The following is a 17655-nucleotide window of genomic DNA, read 5'->3' as shown; positions in this document are numbered from 1 at the left end:
GCCGTGACCACCACAGCCGCGCTGCTGTCCCGCCGACGGTGACGACCACAGCCCGAGATCGGGCGCGAGTACCTCAGGAGGCCGGCCATGGCGTTCTACCGACAGCTCGGCAACATTCCGCCGAAGCGTCACACTCAGCACCGGGACTCCGGCGGCCAGCTCTACTTCGAGGAGCTGATGGGTGAGGAGGGCTTCTCCTCCGATTCGTCGCTGCTGTACCACCGCCACATCCCGTCGGCCATCGTCGACGCGACCGTGTGGGAGCTGCGCGACCAGACCACCACCCCGAACCACCCGCTCAAGCCGCGGCACCTGAAGCTGCACGATCTCTTCCCCGAGGAGATCTGGGCGGAGACCGACGTCGTGACCGGGCGCCGGCTGATCCTCGGCAACGCCGACGTGCGCCTGTCGTACGTGGTGTCCGCCAAGGAGTCGCCGCTGTACCGCAACTCGCTCGGTGACGAAATGGTGTACGTCGAGTCCGGCGAGGCGATCGTCGAGACCGTGTTCGGCGCACTGCACGCCCGCCCGGGCGACTACGTCCTGATTCCGATGTCGACCACCCACCGCTGGGTGCCGCAGGGCTCGGAGTCGTTGCGTGCGTACGCAATCGAGGCGAACAGCCACATCGTTCCGCCCAAGCGCTACCTGTCCAAGTTCGGCCAGTTCCTCGAGCACGCGCCGTTCTGCGAGCGCGATCTGCACGGGCCGTCCGAGCCCCTGACCGCCGAGGGCACCGATGTCGAGGTGCTGGTCAAGCACCGCGCCGGTGGCGCGATCGTGGGCACCCGCATGGTGTACCCGAACCACCCGTTCGACGTCGTCGGCTGGGACGGTTGCCTGTACCCGTACACGTTCAACATCTCCGACTACGAGCCCATCACGGGCCGCGTGCACCAGCCGCCGCCGGCGCACCAGGCGTTCGAGGGCAACAACTTCGTCATCTGCAACTTCGTGCCGCGCAAGGTGGACTACCACCCGCTGGCCATCCCGGTGCCGTACTACCACTCGAACGTGGACTCCGACGAGATCATGTTCTACTGCGGCGGCGACTACGAGGCCCGCAAGGGTTCGGGCATCGGCCAGGGCTCGATCTCGATCCACCCCGGTGGCCACGCCCACGGCCCGCAGCCGGGCGCGTACGAGCGCAGCATCGGCGTCGAGTTCTTCGACGAGCTCGCCGTCATGGTCGACACCTTCCGCCCGCTCGAGCTCGGTGAGGGCGCGTTGGCCTGCGAGGACGAGGCCTATGCCTGGTCCTGGTCCGGACGGGGGCCGAACAAGTGACCATTTCTCCGTTGCTCGCCGGTCTGTGCGACGACGCGGCGCTGTTCCCCCCGGGGAACGCGCCGATGGACGCCGCGGTGCCCGCGCACCTCGAACACGAGCGCAGCGACCACGCTGCGCTGGTGGGGCCGTTCGTCTTCCCCGCACCGCGCCTCGGCGAGCTGCCCGCGATCATCGCGAAGCAGGACGGCGACCTCGAGCTGAGCCTGACCGTGCCCGCCGGCACCGACGCCGTACCGGCGGCGCTCGAGCAGCTGCGTGCGATCGACGGCGTCAGGCTGGTCGCGATGGAGATCGGTGTTCCCGAGGGACAGGCGCCGGACGCCCTGTTCGCCGCCCTCGGCGAGATCTCCTCGGCCGCACCGGGTGTGGAAATCTTCGTCGAGGTGCCGCGCGACGACCGTCGCCCCGCGATCCTGGCGGCAATGGCCGGCACGCCGTACTCCGCGAAGTTCCGCACCGGCGGCATCGTCGCCGCCGCGTACCCGGACGAGGCCGAGCTGGCCGCCGCCATCCACACCGTCGCGACGTCGGGCGTGCGGTTCAAGGCGACTGCGGGCCTGCACCACGCGATCCGGAACACGGACCCCGAGACGGGATTCGAGCAGCACGGCTTCCTCAACGTCATGCTCGCGACGCACCGGGCCACCGGTGGCGCGAGCGTCGAGGAGGTCGCCGCGACGCTCGCCGACCGTGACGGAACTGCTCTCGCCGGCGCACTGGCGGGACTGTCGGCCGAGGCGGTGGACGCGCTGCGCGCGAACTTCCGGTCCTTCGGCACCTGCAGCATCAGCGATCCGCTGACCGAACTGGTCGGCCTCGGACTGGTGCCCCGATCATCCACCGAGCCCTCCGCGCCTACGGGCTCGGTGGATTCCCCCTCGACCGAGGAAGGACCCCTCGCATGACCGTCATCTCGATTCCCGCCGATTCCCTGTTCGGTGTCGACAACCTGCCCTACGGCGTGTTCTCGACGGCCGACGCGGGCCCGCGGGTGGGTGTGCGTGTCGGCGACAGCGTCGTCGACCTCGCGAAGGCGCTGGGCGACGACACGTTCGCCCAGCCGACGCTCAACGCGTTCATGGCCCAGGGCCGCGACCGGTGGGTCGAGGTCCGCGCGCAGATCACCGCACTGGTCGCCGGTGAGATCGCCGACGACGCGGTGTTCGCGGTCGACGACGTCACCATGCACCTGCCGATCGCGGTCGCCGACTACGTCGACTTCTACGCGTCGGAGAACCACGCCACCAACCTGGGCCGGTTGTTCCGCCCGGATTCGGCTGCGCTGATGCCGAACTGGAAGCACCTGCCGGTCGGCTACCACGGTCGGTCGAGCACCGTCGTGGTGTCGGGCACCGACATCGTGCGCCCGTGCGGTCAGCGCAAGGCCCCGGCCGACGCGGCCCCGTCGTTCGGCCCGTCGATCCGCCTCGACATCGAGGCCGAGATGGGCTTCATCGTCGGTGTCGGTTCGCCGATGGGTTCCTCGATCACCCCGGACCAGTTCGCGGAGCACTGCTTCGGCGCCGTGATCCTCAACGACTGGTCGGCCCGCGACATCCAGGCGTGGGAGTACGTCCCGCTGGGTCCGAACCTGGGCAAGAGCTTCGCGACGTCGATCTCCGCGTGGGTCGTCCCGCTGCTGGCCCTCGAGGCCGCCCGCATCGACACCCCGGTGCAGGATCCGACCCCGCTGCCGTACCTGCAGGGTGACGAGAAGTGGGGCCTGGACATCGATCTCGAGGTCGAGTGGAACGGCGACGTCGTGTCCCGTCCGCCCTACGCCCAGATGTACTGGTCGCCCGCACAGATGTTGGCGCACACCACCGTCAACGGTGCGGCGGCGAGCACGGGTGACCTCTTCGGCTCCGGCACCATCTCGGGCCCCGACAAGGCTCAACGAGGCGCCTTCATCGAACTGACCTGGGGCGGCGCCGAACCCGTCGAGGTCGCCGGTGAGCAGCGCACCTTCATCCAGGACGGCGACGAGATCTCGATCTCGGCGACCGCGCCCGGCGCCGACGGTGGCCGTATCGGTTTCGGTGAGGTCCGCGCCCGCATCCTGCCCGCGACCGGTGATGCCCGATGAGCAAGGTCTTCGCATCGGCGGCCGAGGCCGTCGCGGACATCGCCGACGGCTCCTCGCTCGCGGTCGGTGGTTTCGGTCTGTGCGGTATCCCGAGCGCCCTGATCGGTGGGCTCTCCGAGCGTGGCGTGACCGGGCTCGAGGTGTTCTCCAACAACTGCGGCGTCGACGACTGGGGGCTGGGAATCCTGCTGTCGGCCGGGCAGATCCGTCGGGTCACCGCGTCGTACGTGGGCGAGAACAAGGAATTCGCGCGGCAGTACCTGTCGGGCGAGCTCGAGGTGGAGCTCACCCCGCAGGGCACACTCGCCGAGCGGATGCGTGCCGGTGGCGCGGGCATTCCGGCGTTCTACACCCCCGCCGGTGTCGGGACCCCGGTGTCCGAGGGCGGTCTGCCGTGGCGCTACGCCGCCGACGGGTCGGTCGCGGTCGCGTCGCCTGCCAAGGAGACCCGCGACTTCGGCGGCAAGACGTACGTGCTCGAGGAGTCGATCGTTGCGGACTTCGCGCTCGTCCACGCCGAGATCGGTGACACCGAGGGCAATCTCGTGTTCAACAAGACGGCGATGAACTTCAACCCGCTGGCCGCGATGGCCGGCCGGATCACGATCGCGCAGGTCGAGAAGCTGGTCGAGCCGGGCGAGCTGGATCCCGCGCAGGTCCACCTGCCGGGCGTGTTCGTCCAGCGCGTGGTGCAGGCGGGTCAGCAGGACAAGCGAATCGAGAAGCGGACGGTGTCGGCATGAGCTGGTCACGTGAGCAGATGGCCGCGCGCGCCGCGGCCGAGATGATCGACGGCGAGTACGTCAACCTGGGGATCGGTCTGCCGACCCTGATCCCGAACTACCTGCCCGAGGGCGTCAAGGTGGTTCTCCACTCCGAGAACGGCATCCTGGGCACCGGCCCCTACCCGACGGACGATGCGGTCGATCCCGACCTCATCAACGCGGGCAAGGAGACGGTGACCGTGAACCCGGGTGCGGCGTTCTTCGATTCGGCGTTGTCGTTCGGCATGATTCGCGGTGGACACATCGACACCGCGGTCCTCGGTGGCATGCAGGTCTCCCGGAACGGGGACCTCGCCAACTGGATGGTGCCGGGCAAGATGGTCAAGGGTATGGGCGGCGCCATGGATCTGGTGCACGGTGCCCGGCGCGTCATCGTGGTCATGGAACACACCGACCGCGATGGCGGCGCCAAGATCGTCGAGCAGTGCACGCTGCCGTTGACCGGCCAGGCGGTGGTGCAGCGCATCATCACCAACCTCGCCGTGATCGACGTCCGGGACGACGCGTTGGTGTTGCGTGAGCTCGCGCCCGACGTCACCGTCGACGAGGTGCTGGAGAAGACCGGCGCCGCGCTGGTCGTGGATCTGGCGGACGACGCCGCCTAGCCCCCCGATCGCCCGTCCGATCCGGACCTCCCCCCCTACGGATCGGACGGGCTTCCCACTTCCCGGGGCGCGATCGCTTCCGCGATGAACGTGGCAGCGCGGACGAACTCCAGTTCCATGTCGGTGACGGTGTTCTCACGCCAGTACCGGATCGTGGTGATGTACACCGCGGTGACCATCTGCGACAGGAAGCTCAGCGGGTAGTCCCGGCGCACCTCGCCGCAGTCGACGCCGGCCTCGAGTATCCGTCCGAACGCGACGAGGAACCGTTCGGTGCGGGCCGCACTGATCGCGGGGGTCGCGAGATCCCGGTCGAGTTCGCGGGTGGTGGCCCGGAAGTACTTCTCCAGCGTGACCGCGGCCTCGACGACGTCGTTGAACAGTGATCGGATTCGTTCGTCGGTCGTGAGGTCGCGCGCGAGCAGGCCGTCGATTATGCCCGGCAACTTGTCCATGTGAACCTGGTGCAGCGCGGCGAGGACGGCGTCCTTGCTGTCGAAGTAGTTGAAGAAGGTGCCGCGGGAGACGTGTGCCGTCCCGACGATGTCGTCGATCGTCGTGTTGTCGAAACCGCGCTCGGAGAACTGTTCACGGGCGGCTTGCAGAAGCCGCTCGAACGTCTGCTGTCGCCGTTGTTCCCGCCGCGTGACGATTTCCCGGCTTTCCCCCATCTCGCCGCCTCCGTGTCCCTAGCTCGAAGCCTGGATACCTTCCGGTCAGTCGGAATCTACCCGCCGGACGACCGTCTCGGACAAACTTCGCCAATCCGGTCAAATCAGGCGCGTGGGGTGAGGGACTCTGCCACATAGGTGCCGGCCATGCGGAAACCCTCGGCGAGGTCGTAAGCCGGATCCTGACGCCAGTACCGGATGGTCGAGACGTACACGGCCGCGACCATCTGGGCGAGGAACTTCGGCGGATAGTCCGTGCGCACCTCGCCGCGCTCGATGCCGGGCGTGAGGATGCGCAGGATCTCGTCGTTGAACCGGTCGGTACGCTCCGCGCTGATCTCGGGTGAGGCGAGGTCTCGTTCGAGTTCGCCGGTCACGGCACGCAGGAACCCGGGCAGTTCCTCGGTGGCCTGCACGAAGTCCGCGAACAGGCCCAGAATGCGCTCCTCGGTCGTCAGGTCCTGCGCCAGGAGGTTATCGATCGTGGCTGCCAACGAGTCCATGTTGCTGGTGTGCAGCGCCGCGAGGAGGTCGTCCTTGGCGGGAAAGTAGTTGAAGAACGTGGCCCGCGAGACGCCTGCCTGGTCCGCGATCTCCTCGACGGTGGTGCCGAGCACCCCCCGTGCTGCGAAGAGGACCCGCGCGGCGTCCAGGAGCCGTCCGCGCGTCTGCTGCTTGTTCAGCTCGCGTCGGCCGAGCGTCGTGGACTCGTTCATGTTCTCCGGACTCCCGATCTCGACCTCCCCAGTCGGTGCCGGACCGTGCGGCACGCAGGCGATTGTAGTGGTGGATGCGCCGGGAAGGGCCGTTCGGTGCATCGCCGAGCGTCGCCCCGGGAGGCGGTGCCCCCGGGAAAGAAATCGCGAACCCGTTCCAAAAACCTAGACTAGCGTCTATCTTTAGCCTCCGAGTCCAAAAATTGTGCACCTCCGGCGAGACATCCGAAGCCGGAGCCACATTCGGCATCGATGCCGGAGCTCGGTCGTCGGAGGAGGAGTCGGTGGGCGGATCGATCGGGCCACTCGTGGCAGCGGACGAGTACTTCACCCACCAGATCGTGGAGACGTTCGCGACGGTGGCGCAGACCGACTACGCGTGGACCGAGAAGGTGTGCCTGATGGCGGCCGCCAAGGACGGGTCGCTGCAGATCGGGTTCGGTTTCGGTAAGTACGTCAACCGCAACGTCATCGACGCGTACGCCGGTGTGGCACGCGGAACCGAGCAGTGGACGGTGCGGGCCAGTCGCGAACTGGCGTCCGACCCGGACTCCGTCGACGTCGGTCCCGTTCGCTACGAGATCCTCGAGCCGCTGAGGCTGATCCGCGCGGTGCTCGAGCCCAACGACGTCCAACCGGTCGCCTTCGACCTCGTCCTCCAGGGCACCGTCCCGTGTGTCACCGAAGAGCGGGAGGACCGCAGGGGCATCACCGGCTATCGGCGCACCGCGGATCAGATCCGCTATCACCAGACGGGTGTCGTGGCGGGTGGGTGGATCGAGGTCGACGGCGAGCGAATCGAGGTCGGTCCCGAGGACTGGGTGATGACCCGCGACCATTCGTGGGGGGTGCGCCCCGGCGTCGGCGACGACATCGCCGACCTCCCGCCGGATCCCACCGAGCGGCACACCCCGAGCATCCTCGCGATATGGAACCCGCTGTACTTCGAGCACCCCGATGGCAGCGACTACGCATTCCACCAGTACCTTTTGCACTACGAAGGTCCGGGCTACCTGCACAAGGTGGCGCAGGGCGGCTTCGAGTACGCCGACCGGCCGCGGGAACTGATCACCGGCATCGAACCCGAGATCACGTTCGATCCCCGCAACCGGCGGTTCCTCGGCGGCGCCTTCCACCTCACCATGTCCGACGGACGTATCCGCATGCTGGAGGCGGAGCCGGTGTCCGACACGGGCTTCCACCTCGGCGCGGGCCACTACCTCCGGCCGAACGGCGAGCGGGGCGGGTCCTGGAAGGGGGCGCTCCACATCGACGGCAGCTACTACCCCGACACCTCGACGCCCGAGGCGGCCGAGGAGCTCAACCAGTTCCGGGACTGCGTGATTCGAGCCCACGACGTCGAGACCGGCGCCACGGGCTGGGGCAACCTGCAAACCTGGGTCGCCGGGACGTGGCCCGACATGGGTCTGCCCGGGTAGGCGCAATCGTGACGAGGGAAGTGGAGACTGTGGGATGACGGTGCGGTACGAGCGGCAGGGCCGGGTCCTCGTGGTCCGGATCGATCGCGAGGAGAGGCGTAACGCGATCGACCGGGAGACGGCCGAGGGGCTCGAGGAGGCGTTCGACCTCCTCGACGACGATGACGATCTGTGGGTCGGAGTCGTCACGGGAACCCCTCGAGTCTTCTCGGCCGGCACCGATATTCGTGAGCGCGCCGACCTTCGCATGCCCCGGGGCGGCGAGTACGGCATCATCCGGCGCACGCGGATCAAACCCTTGATCGCCGCAGTCGAGGGCTATGCGCTCGGCGGCGGATTCGAGATCGCGCTGGCGTGCGACCTCGTCGTTGCCGCGCGCACAGCCGAGTTCGGTCTCCCGGAGGCGCGACGGGGACTCGTCGCCGCCTCGGGGGCGCTCTTTCGAGCGCCCCGCGCGCTTCCGGTGAACGTCGCGCGCGAGTTGTTGATCACCGGCCGGACCCTCGCTGCCGAACGCGCTTTCACGCTCGGGGTCGTCAACGAGGTGACCGACACGGGTGAAGCGCTGGCGGGCGCGATGGCGATGGCGCTCGAAATCTGTGAGGCGTCACCGGTGGCGGTGCGCGAGACCCTGCGTGCGCTCGACGCGCAGACCTCGACCCAGGACGAGCGCGGATGGGAAGCTACCGCTGACGCGCTGGGTGTGGTTCTCGCGTCGGAGGACTTCCGTGCTGGCATCGAAGCCTTCGCGCGGCGCGGCCGACCCGTCTGGTCGGGACGCTAGGCGGCGACGCCGACCTGAGGCGCTGTCCGACAATCGAAGCCGCCCGGCCCCTCGGTCCTTCGTCACTGTTTGATGCTGACGACGCGGGTGTCGAGGAACGTGGACGCCGGCGGTGCCGCCCTCGCGGCCGAATCCGCTGGATTCGACTCCGCCGAAGGGGAGTTCGACTTCGAGGGCGTTGTGTTGGTTGATCCAGGCCGATCCGGCGTCCCACACCGGTGGACCCGGCGAAGGAGACCTTGCGGATCCGGCGGTGTTCGACGAGGGCACGGCCGACGACGAGAGAGACGGATTCGGCGAGCTCGACGACGACGGCGGCGCCGACACCGGACGAGCAACCGGTGACGACGACTGTCTTGCCGGAGAAGTCGGGCACGGACGGACTTCTTGCGGGATGGGAGGTACGGGCCGGATGTGCCGGAGGCGAAGCTGTCGAATTTTGGACTCGAGTCTAAGAATTGAGTGCGAACTGTAACACTCCAGCAGTGTGGCGGAAAGGGGCGAGATGTGGATTTCCGCAGCGGGGCAGGGCTTCTCGAAACTATTGACGCGTGTCAATTTTCGACCTACGGTGTGAACCACCTCACGTAATCGTCTGATGGGCGGCCTCGACGACGCGCCCACGCACGCGGTCCACCTCGAACGGAGCACGATGGCGAAACCCACCACCTGCATCATCGGAGCCGGAATCAGCGGTCTGACGGCCGGCAAGATGCTCACCGACTACGACATCCCCTACGAGTGCTTCGAGAGCTCCGATCGCATCGGTGGCAACTGGGCGTTCGGCAACCCGAACGGTCATTCGAGTGCCTACCGGTCGCTGCACATCGATACGTCCAAGCGCCGGCTGTCGTTCAAGGACTATCCGATGCCGGAGGAGCTCCCGGACTTCCCGCATCACACCGACATCAAGCGCTACCTCGACGACTACGCGTCCGCGTTCTCGCTCCTCGACCGGATCCGGTTCGAGAACGGGGTCGAACACGCGGAGCACCTGCCCGGCGGGGGTTGGGAGATCTCGACCCAGGATGGTGAGACGCGCCGGTTCGACTTCCTGGCCGTCGCGAACGGGCATCACTGGGATCCCCGGCTGCCCGACTTCCCCGGCGAGTTCACCGGCGAATCGATCCACTCGCACGCCTACATCGATCCGGAGACCCCGCTCCATCTGCGGGACAAGCGAATCCTCGTCGTCGGACTGGGGAACAGTGCCGCCGACATCGCCGTCGAACTGTCGCAGCGGTCCCAGCGCAACAAGGTGACGATCTCGACCCGCTCGGGCGCGTGGATCGTGCCCAAGTACGCATTCGGTGTCCCCGCCGACACTCTGATCCAGACGATCCCGCAGATCCCGCTGTCGTGGCAACGCCGGATGGGTCGCCGCGGGCCGATCTTCCTGTCGGGGCGCCCCGAGAGCTTCGGGCTGCCCAAGCCGGACCATCACTTCGGCGAGGCGCATCCGACGCAGTCCCAGGAACTGTTGGTGCGCTTCGGTTCCGGCGACATCGATGCCAAGCCGAACATCGAGCGACTCGACGGTGCGACCGTGCACTTCGTCGACGGCACCAGCCGCGACTTCGACGTGATCATCTACGCAACGGGCTACAACATCACGTTCCCGTTCTTCGACGAGGACTTCCTAAGCGCCCCCGGTAACCAGTTCCCGCTGTACAAGCGCATGTTCAAGCCCGGCATGGACGATCTTGCCTTCATCGGCTTCGCTCAGTCCGCGCCGACGCTGTTCCCGTTCGTCGAGTGCCAGGCGCGCACGCTGGCCGCCTACCTCGCCGGCACGTACCGGCCGCCCGCGCAGGCCGAGATGCATCGGGTGATCAAGGCCGACGAGGAACGCTTCGTGGGGCACTTCAACAATCGGCCCCGTCACACGCAGCAGGTCGACTACTACATCTACGAACACGAGATGCGGACCAAGGAACTGCCCGCCGGTCTCGAACGGGTACGGAGGGACGGTGCCGTCCGGTTGGCGGGTGTCCCGGCATGATGAGGACCCGTACGCAGTAGCCGACCGGAAGGCCGACACCATGACCAGCCACCCCGCCTCCAGCGACGAGACCCGCACGCGGAGAGCGAACAAGGGGGAGGAGCGCCGCGCGGCGATTCTCGAGGCCGTCGAACGCCTACTCGAGGATCGCAGCCTCGACGAGATCAACATCAGCGACATCTCGAAGGCGGCGGGGGTCACCCGGTCGGGCTTCTACTTCTACTTCGACAACAAGGCGAAGGCTGTCGCCGCGCTGTCCCGGACCGTGTACGGCGAGATGCAGGAGGGAGCCCGGCGCTATCTCGCGCGCGAGGGCAGCCCGCGGGAGATGATCGACGGCCTGATCGCCGAGGTGATCGGTACGTGGGAGCGCCACCCCAATCTGTATCGCGCCCTGCGTGATGCGCGAGACTCCGATCCCTCGGTGCGCGAGATGTGGGATCGCGACCGGTTCAGCTTCGTGGGCCCCGTGGCGTCGGTGATCGACGCCGAGCGGACGTCGGGGCGCGCGGCCGACGGCCCCGACAGCCGCGCACTCGCCGTGGTTCTTCTCGACATGAACGACCGCGCCGTCGAGAGTCTGTCGCGCGGCGGACCGGAGGCATTGACCCCCGAGACCGCTCGCGAGGCGCTCGTCGCGGTGTGGCTCAACACAATCTATGGGAGCAAATTGTGAATCGAACCGAAATGGAGTTCTCGGTGCAGGGGACGTCCTGCGCCGGCTGGCACTACCGCGGCGAGTCTGACGCGTTCCTCACCGAGGCGGGCCGACCGTGTGTCGTGATGGCCCACGGCTTCGGCGGAACCGTGGACTCCGGTCTCGAAGGTTTCGCGGAGGGCCTCGCCGCCGCCGGCCTGGACGTCCTGGCATTCGACTACCGCGGCTTCGGACGCAGTGGTGGGCGAGTGCGGCAGACGATCTCGATCCAGGGCCAGCTCGACGACTATGCCGCCGCCATCGCGGCCGCGCGCCGCACCGACGGCATCGATCCCGACCGCGTCGTCGCGTGGGGGGTGTCCCTGTCCGGCGGGCACGTCCTCAGCCTGGGCGCGAGCGATCCCCGACTGGCGGCGCTCGTTGCACTCACCCCGGCCACGGACGCCCGCGCGGCGTCGGCCGCCTCGATGAAGCAGTACAGCCCCGCGCACCTGGCGAAGAGTTCGTGGGCGGCGGTGCGGGACCGGGTGGCGTCGGCGCGCGGAGGTGCGGGCGTGACGATTCCGCTCGCCGGCCGCCCCGGTGAGGTGGCCGCGCTCGCGCTGCCCGGCATCTACGAGGACTACCACTCCATCGCCGGCCCCAGCTGGCGCAACGAGGTCAGCGCGCGATCCTTCCTCGAGATCGGCTCTTACCGGCCGGTGACGGTCGCCAGGAAGGTGACCGCCCCGCTGCTGGTGCAGGTCGGCGATCTCGACCGCAGCGCGCCGCCGCACGCCGCCGCGAAGGCAGCGGAGCAGGCGCGGGCCGAGGTGCGGCACTACCCGTGCGACCACTTCGACGTCTACCCCGGCAAGCAGTGGTTCGACCGGGTCCTCGAGCACCAGATCCTCTTCCTGCGTCGGCATCTCGCTGCCCCGGCGATGCCCGCCGTCGTCGTCGAGGAGGTGCGCGATGAGAGCGTTGCAGCTGGTTGAGCATGGCCGGATCGCGGTCGTCGACACCGATATCCCCGAGATCGGTCCCGGCGAGGTCCTGATCGAGGTTGCCGGTGCGGGGCTGTGCCACTCCGACATCCACGTCCGGCATTCGCCGATCACGATGCTGCCGCCGCCGATGACGTTGGGACACGAGACCGCCGGGCGCATCGCCGCCCTGGGCGACGGTGTCGAGTCGTTCGCGGTGGGCGACGCCGTCCTCGTCTTCCTGGTGTGGAGTTGCGGGACGTGTCGGGCATGCGTGCAGGGCCGGGAGAACTCGTGTGAGCGGGGGACGGGGCGTCAGGGAGTGCCCCTGTGCCCCGGGCTCGCCGCGCACGGCGGCATGGCCGAGTACATGAAGGTCGACGCCCGATTCGTCGAGCCGCTCGGAGACCTCGATCCGGTCACCGCCGGGCCGCTGGCCGATGCCGGACTCACGACCTATCACGCGATCGACGGCGCGCGCGACCGACTCGGGCCGGGAACGACGGCGGTGGTGCTCGGCATCGGCGGGCTCGGCCACACCGCTGTCCAGATCCTGGCGGCCACCACCGCGACCCGGATCGTCGCGGTGGACTCGGCGGAGGAGAAACTGGAACTGGCCACCGCAGTGGGCGCCGACCATGCCTTCGCCAGCGACGCGGCGAGCGTCGAGAAGATCCTCGACCTCACCGACGGGATCGGTGTCGACGCGGTCTTCGACTGCGTCGGCGTGCAGGCCACCGTCGATATCGCGACCCGGGTCATCGGACGCGACGGTGCGCTACGAGTGTTGGGACTCGGTGGGGGACAGTTCGACTGGACCGGCTTCGCGCTGCCGTGGGGTGCGAGTGTGCGCACGAGTTACGCCGGCACCCGCGCGGACCAGCGTGCGGTGATCGACCTGGCGCGGCGCGGACTCGTCACCATCGAGTCCGAGACGATCCCGCTCGAGGACGCAGTGGCCGCCTTCGACGCACTCGAGGCGGGAAGGGTCAAGGGCCGGGCAATCCTGGTGCCGGACCGGGGCTGACCCGAGAACGCCGAACGGGCGTCCACGGCACGCTTTCCCTCGAGAAGTGCGCCGCGGACTCCCGTTCGCGCGAGAGCCTCGGTACCGGTCGTCAGTACAGACGGCCCGCGTGAGCCTCGCGGTCGAACTCCGGCATCGCATCGCCGTCCCGAAGGCGCTGCGCGATAGCGGGATCCGCCATGTGCAGGCGCCCGATCGCGACGAGGTCGAACTCGGCCTCGTTCACGCGGCGCATGAGGTCGGGCAGGTTGTTCGACATCTGCGGCAGCCCGGAGATCACCTGTTCGTTGAGTGCGCTGTCGAGGCCGACGCTACCGACCGCCATCACGGTGGCGCCGGTCAGCTTCTTCGCCCACCCGGCCAGCGAGAGGTCGCTGCCCTCGAACGCGTGCGCGTAGAAGCGGCGGATGCTGGCGTCCAGGATGTCGACGCCGGCGTCGACGAGCGCATTCAGCACCACGCCGAGTTCCTCGGGCGTCTCGGCGATCTTCGAGACGAAGTCCTGCTGCTTGTGCTGCGAGAACCGGAAGATGATCGGGTAGTCGTCGCCGATCTCCTTGCGGATCGCCTTGACGACCTCGACGGGGAAGCGGGTGCGGCGCTCCAGGTCTCCGCCCCACTGGTCGTCGCGCTGATTGGTGGGCGCCCACAGGAATGCGTCGAGCAGGTACCCGTGGCCACCGTGCAGGGCGACACCGTCGAAGCCGACGTCGATCGCGTTGCGCGCCGCGGAGGCGTATGCGGCGATCACGTCGGCGATGTCCTGTTCGGACATCGCGGCGGTCACCGGGCGCATCTGCTCGACGTACTCGTCGGAGTACATCGTGTTGCCGACGGTGCCCCAGTGCCCGGACGGGCGCATGGGGGTGACGTCACCGACCGGTCCCATCGCGCCGAACAGCGGTCCGACGTGCCACAGCTGCGGGACGATCTTGCCGCCCGCGGCGTGAACGGCGTCGACGACGTTGCGCCAACCCGCAAGAGCCGCATCGCCGTACATGACCGGAACGGTGTCGGCATCGACGGCGGACGGGTGCTCGATCGCGACGCCCTCGGTGACGATGAGCCCGGTGCCACCCTCGGCGCGCCTACGGTAGTACGCGACGACCTCGTCGGTCGGAACGCCGCCGGGCGATCCGTGACGAGTCATGGGCGACATCGCTATCCGGTTCCTCAGCTCGAGGGACCGGACGGTGAGCGGCTCGAAGAGCGCGGACGTGTCGACGGCTGCAGTGGTCACAGGGCTCCCATGTACTCGAAGAAGTCGGGGGTGTGGGTCTCGCGCAGGCGGGTGAGCTTGCGGTAGCTGATGAGCCACTTGCCCTCCACCTTGCGGTACTCCTCGTGGTAGTGGCCGTAGCCGTGGAGGTGTTCCTCGACATCGCCGTTGGTCCACCACAGTTCGTCCTCCATGGCCCAGATGCCGGTGGCGGTGGTGTCGGAGGTGATCGTGATCTCGGGCTGGTGACCGTGGTGCGCGGTCGTCACGTGTGTCGAGGAACCGAGCATGCCGCGGATCGAGTTGGTGAGGTGCTCGCGTCCCGACGCGCGGTTGGACTGTCCGTTCGCCTTCGGCTGCTTGTCGCCCGGCAGGCCGGCCCACGTCTCGGTGACGACATCCTCGGTGTGCAGCGGGCCGTACAGATCCCACTGCTTGGTGTCCATGACACGCAGGCGCGTCGCGAACACCTTCTTGATCTCCTCGATGGCGAGCAACTGCTCGGCGGCAGTCATCGTCAGTTCACCGGTGGGTGCGGCCATGCCTGGACCTCTTTCCTCGGGTTTCGATCTATCAACCAAGCAATTGCTCGGGTGATCTGGAACACAGCATAGCTAGCGTGAGGGCGTATCGACTCCGCGGTAGTCGTAGAAGTGCGGCGTAGCGGTCTCGCGCAGGCGGGTGAGGGTGCGGTAGCTGATGAGCCACTTGCCCTCCACCTTGCGGTACTCCTCGTGGTAGTGGCCGTAGCCGTGGAGGTGTTCCTCGACATCGCCGTTGGTCCACCACAGTTCGTCCTCCATGGCCCAGATGCCGGTGGCGGTGGTGTCGGAGGTGATCGTGATCTCGGGCTGGTGACCGTGGTGCACGCTCGTCACGAACACGTTGCCGTCCAGAGTGTTTCGAATCGCGTTTGCGAGCAGGTCGCGTCCGGTGACCCGGCTGCCGGCGCCCCAGGACTCGCTGACGACGTCCTCGGTGTGTACCGAGCCGTACAGATCCCACTGCTTGGTGTCCATGATGCGCAGGCGTCGGGCGAACACCTGCTTGATCTCCTCGACCGCGAGCAGCTGCTCGGCCGGTGTCAGTGTCAGCGACGGTGATCGGTGATTCGTAGCAGACGTGCCCATGGTTCGACCTCCGAATTCGGGGTGTGGAAAGAGCTTCCGACTGGCCCGGGGCCTAGCGCCGACGGCGGGGACATCTCGGCCAACCAATCGATTGACCGAGGATATCGGGCCGGACGGTTCCCGGGAAGGGGTGTTCCGCTCAGCAAAACTGAGTCTGAACTGCGTCGATCGGTTGCGGGCTCAGCTCAGGAGCTTCACCTCGATGTCGTACGTGAGGTCGACCGACAGTTCGCGACGGGCGATGCGCCACGCCCCGCCGGTGTTGCGGTACTCGTCCTGGTAGCGGATCGCCACGACGTAGTCGCGGGGTCCGTTCTCGGTCGCGTACACGTGGTGGGCCTCGCCGTAGACCTCGCCGCGAGCCGTGTCGCCCGTGCGGTAGACGATCTGCTGGTTGACGACGTGGCGGGTCGAGTGGAGATGCGCGACGGCCTCGAGTACGCCCTGGGCGATGCCGACGTTGCCCGTCAGCGTTGCGTTGCGGCCGCGCCGGACCAGGCCTGCCGGCTGGACGAGTTCGGCGTCGTCGGTGAAGAGCGCGGTCAGTGCCGGCTCGTCGCGTCGATCGACGGCGATGGCGTACTGCGCGATGAGGTCGGTCAGGGCCAGGCGGTCTGCGAGTTCACTGCTCATGACATGCATTCTCCCCGCCGACGGTGGGGTCGGCGGGGAGGCTTCTCACTGATCGGCAATGTCGCCGCTACGGGGTGACCTGTGCCTCCATCGCGGTGAGGAAGCCCTCGCCGTACGGCGGCAGCATGCCCCACTCGGCGCGCGGATCGTGTTCGGGCGCCTCGAAAACCGTACGAGCATGGCTGAACTCGAGGAAGCCCTCACGGCCGTGGTAGTGGCCCATGCCGGACGCGCCGATGCCGCCGAACGGGGCGTCGTGCATGCCGGGGTGCATCATGATGTCGTTGACCGTCACGCCGCCGGAGAAGGTGCGGGTGAGCACGGCCTGCTGCTCGGCCGGGTCGGTTCCGAAGTAGTACAGCGCCAACGGCTTCGGTCTGCTGTTGATGTCGGCGATGACGTCTTCGGTCTGGTCGTACGGCAGCAGGATGACCGCGGGGCCGAAGATCTCCTCCTGCATGATCTTCGAGTCTGCCGGCGGCGAGACGACGATGCGCAGCGGGCGCTTGCGGTCGCCGTCGAACTCGGCGCTCTCGTCGACCGGCGTGGCGACGATGAGCACGCCGCGGTCGTGTGCGTCGGCGACCAGTGCCTCGACCCGGGCGAGGTGACGATCGCTGACGACCGCAACGACATCCGGATTGTCGGTGATGGTCGGCAGCAGGGTCGCGTACGACTTCTCGAGCGCGCCGACGAAGCTGTCGAGGTGCTCCCGCGGGACGTACACGACGTCGGGGGAGACGCAGATCTGCCCGGAATTGGTGGCCTTCGCGATCGCGATCTTGTTGGCCGCGGCGTCGAGATCGGCGCTGCGGCCGACGATCGTCGGCGACTTGCCGCCCAACTCGAGGGTGACCGGGACGAGATTCTTGGCGGCGTTGGCCATGACCAGCTTGCCGACCTCGGTGCTGCCGGTGAAGACCAGGTGGTCGAACGGCAGTGAGGTGAACGCGTCGGCCACGTCCGGGCCGCCGGTCACGACGGCGACCTCGGTGGGATCGAACATCTCCGCGACGGCGTCGGCCAGGACCTGCGCTGTCTGCGGCACGATCTCGGACGGCTTGAGGATCGCGCGGTTGCCCGCGCCCAGCGCGCACGCCAGCGGGCTCAGCAGCGTGAACAGCGGCGCGTTCCACGTGCCGATGATGCCGACCGATCCCTTGGGCTGGTACTGGACGTACGCCTTCGCGCCCAGCTGGTCGTACGGCGGGTACGGTGGCCGCTCCTCGTCCTCCATCCAGGACTCGAACGAGTCGCGGGTGTGCTTGAGCGACGTGATGGATCCGAGGATGTCGTTCATGATCGAGTAGCCGACCAGGCGTCCGCCGAAGTCCGCGTCCATCGCTTCGGTGAGCGGCTTGTGGAAGCGCACGAGCAGGTCGATCATCTTCTGCAGGCGGGCGCGGCGTACATCGGCCGACGGCGTTCCCTGTTCGGACGCAGCACATTTCTGGGCCTCGAGAATCTGGGGGAGGCGGGTGATGGCGGCGGTGTCCGTACTCATGGGTAACTCCTGTCGTTGCCGATGTCACGAAGCTAACGACCTGTGGCGGCGGTAACAGCACGCCGTCTCGCCCACCGGGAGTGTTCTTCGGTGGCGGGCCCGGAAGGGGTCCACCGGGCCGATCCGTCCCGGTGGGAGGTA

18 protein-coding genes and 1 pseudogene are annotated in these 17655 nt (G+C 68.0%); 11 read left to right on the top strand and 8 right to left on the bottom strand.

The features are described 5' to 3' along the window. The first annotated feature begins 87 nt into the window (after positions 1 to 87). From ABEU20_RS06025 to ABEU20_RS06005, 5 genes are read left to right on the top strand one after another with little or no spacing between them, the layout of a single operon-like run. Positions 88 to 1287: a homogentisate 1,2-dioxygenase gene (locus ABEU20_RS06025; RefSeq protein ID WP_420163491.1), complete on the top strand. Its 1200-nt coding sequence runs from the start codon at positions 88 to 90 to the stop codon at positions 1285 to 1287. Next, positions 1284 to 2195: a hypothetical protein gene (locus ABEU20_RS06020; protein WP_420163490.1), complete on the top strand. Its 912-nt coding sequence runs from the start codon at positions 1284 to 1286 to the stop codon at positions 2193 to 2195. Before ABEU20_RS06025 ends, ABEU20_RS06020 begins: the two co-directional genes overlap by 4 nt. Next, positions 2192 to 3376 carry a fumarylacetoacetase gene (gene fahA / locus ABEU20_RS06015; RefSeq protein WP_420163489.1) on the top strand — a complete coding sequence of 395 codons (1185 nt, stop codon included), beginning with the start codon at positions 2192 to 2194 and terminating at the stop codon, positions 3374 to 3376. The genes ABEU20_RS06020 and fahA overlap by 4 nt, the downstream gene beginning before the upstream one ends. Beyond that, positions 3373 to 4119, top strand: coding sequence for a CoA transferase subunit A (locus ABEU20_RS06010; RefSeq protein ID WP_420163488.1), 747 nt, complete (start codon positions 3373 to 3375; stop codon positions 4117 to 4119). The genes fahA and ABEU20_RS06010 overlap by 4 nt, the downstream gene beginning before the upstream one ends. Further along, positions 4116 to 4766 (top strand): CoA transferase subunit B, encoded by a 651-nt coding sequence (locus tag ABEU20_RS06005; RefSeq protein WP_420163487.1) that lies wholly within the window; start codon positions 4116 to 4118, stop codon positions 4764 to 4766. Before ABEU20_RS06010 ends, ABEU20_RS06005 begins: the two co-directional genes overlap by 4 nt. A 35-nt stretch (positions 4767 to 4801) precedes the next feature. Here ABEU20_RS06005 and ABEU20_RS06000 read toward each other — a convergent pair whose 3' ends face one another. Together ABEU20_RS06000 and ABEU20_RS05995 are read right to left on the bottom strand one after the other, a co-directional pair. After that, positions 4802 to 5437, bottom strand: coding sequence for a TetR/AcrR family transcriptional regulator (locus ABEU20_RS06000; RefSeq protein ID WP_420163486.1), 636 nt, complete (start codon positions 5435 to 5437; stop codon positions 4802 to 4804). A 104-nt stretch (positions 5438 to 5541) separates the two neighbouring features. Next, a complete protein-coding gene (locus ABEU20_RS05995) occupies positions 5542 to 6153 on the bottom strand; it encodes a TetR/AcrR family transcriptional regulator (RefSeq protein WP_420163909.1) in 612 nt (203 codons plus the stop codon). Between the two features lie 284 nt (positions 6154 to 6437). On the opposite strand from ABEU20_RS05995, the gene ABEU20_RS05990 reads away from it, so the two are divergent. Together ABEU20_RS05990 and ABEU20_RS05985 are read left to right on the top strand one after the other, a co-directional pair. Then, entirely contained in the window at positions 6438 to 7592 is a 1155-nt protein-coding gene (locus tag ABEU20_RS05990; protein ID WP_420163485.1) for a hypothetical protein, read from the top strand. Between the two features lie 34 nt (positions 7593 to 7626). Continuing rightward, positions 7627 to 8376 (top strand): enoyl-CoA hydratase-related protein, encoded by a 750-nt coding sequence (locus ABEU20_RS05985; protein WP_420163484.1) that lies wholly within the window; start codon positions 7627 to 7629, stop codon positions 8374 to 8376. A 111-nt stretch (positions 8377 to 8487) separates the two neighbouring features. Here the strand turns inward: ABEU20_RS05985 and ABEU20_RS05980 are convergent. Beyond that, positions 8488 to 9051, bottom strand: a pseudogene (locus ABEU20_RS05980) (aldehyde dehydrogenase family protein); the annotation flags it as partial. Between ABEU20_RS05980 and ABEU20_RS05975 the strand changes: the two are divergent. Genes ABEU20_RS05975 through ABEU20_RS05960 form a run of 4 tightly spaced genes read left to right on the top strand, consistent with a single transcriptional unit; the run spans position 9029 to position 13028 of the window. Beyond that, complete coding sequence (locus ABEU20_RS05975) at positions 9029 to 10378, top strand: flavin-containing monooxygenase (RefSeq protein ID WP_420163483.1); 1350 nt, start codon at positions 9029 to 9031, stop codon at positions 10376 to 10378. The pseudogene ABEU20_RS05980 and the gene ABEU20_RS05975 overlap by 23 nt on opposite strands. A gap of 40 nt (positions 10379 to 10418) precedes the next feature. After that, positions 10419 to 11054: a TetR/AcrR family transcriptional regulator gene (locus tag ABEU20_RS05970; RefSeq protein ID WP_420163482.1), complete on the top strand. Its 636-nt coding sequence runs from the start codon at positions 10419 to 10421 to the stop codon at positions 11052 to 11054. A gap of 11 nt (positions 11055 to 11065) precedes the next feature. Continuing rightward, entirely contained in the window at positions 11066 to 12013 is a 948-nt protein-coding gene (locus ABEU20_RS05965; RefSeq protein WP_420163908.1) for an alpha/beta hydrolase, read from the top strand. Next, entirely contained in the window at positions 11991 to 13028 is a 1038-nt protein-coding gene (locus ABEU20_RS05960) for an NAD(P)-dependent alcohol dehydrogenase (RefSeq protein ID WP_420163481.1), read from the top strand. The genes ABEU20_RS05965 and ABEU20_RS05960 overlap by 23 nt, the downstream gene beginning before the upstream one ends. A 91-nt stretch (positions 13029 to 13119) precedes the next feature. Here ABEU20_RS05960 and ABEU20_RS05955 read toward each other — a convergent pair whose 3' ends face one another. The 5 genes from ABEU20_RS05955 to ABEU20_RS05935 all read right to left on the bottom strand — a co-directional run bounded on the left by ABEU20_RS05955 (position 13120) and on the right by ABEU20_RS05935 (position 17514). Then, the gene (locus tag ABEU20_RS05955) at positions 13120 to 14268 is read right to left on the bottom strand and encodes an oxidoreductase (RefSeq protein WP_420163480.1); all 1149 of its coding nucleotides are present in this window, start codon (positions 14266 to 14268) and stop codon (positions 13120 to 13122) included. Then, positions 14265 to 14789 carry a nuclear transport factor 2 family protein gene (locus tag ABEU20_RS05950; protein ID WP_420163479.1) on the bottom strand — a complete coding sequence of 175 codons (525 nt, stop codon included), beginning with the start codon at positions 14787 to 14789 and terminating at the stop codon, positions 14265 to 14267. Before ABEU20_RS05950 ends, ABEU20_RS05955 begins: the two co-directional genes overlap by 4 nt. 72 nt (positions 14790 to 14861) lie before the next feature. Next, on the bottom strand, positions 14862 to 15377 hold the full coding sequence (locus tag ABEU20_RS05945) for a nuclear transport factor 2 family protein (RefSeq protein WP_420163478.1): 516 nt from the start codon (positions 15375 to 15377) through the stop codon (positions 14862 to 14864). A 180-nt stretch (positions 15378 to 15557) separates the two neighbouring features. Continuing rightward, positions 15558 to 16010 (bottom strand): nuclear transport factor 2 family protein, encoded by a 453-nt coding sequence (locus ABEU20_RS05940; protein ID WP_420163477.1) that lies wholly within the window; start codon positions 16008 to 16010, stop codon positions 15558 to 15560. Between the two features lie 67 nt (positions 16011 to 16077). Then, entirely contained in the window at positions 16078 to 17514 is a 1437-nt protein-coding gene (locus ABEU20_RS05935; RefSeq protein ID WP_420163476.1) for a coniferyl aldehyde dehydrogenase, read from the bottom strand. Positions 17515 to 17655 lie beyond the last annotated feature (141 nt).

The organism is Rhodococcus parequi (genome assembly GCF_046042785.1).
GTDB lineage: Bacteria > Actinomycetota > Actinomycetes > Mycobacteriales > Mycobacteriaceae > Prescottella > Prescottella parequi.
The sequence above is the reverse complement of the archived record's forward strand: the minus strand, read 5'-3'. Positions and strand labels throughout refer to the sequence as shown.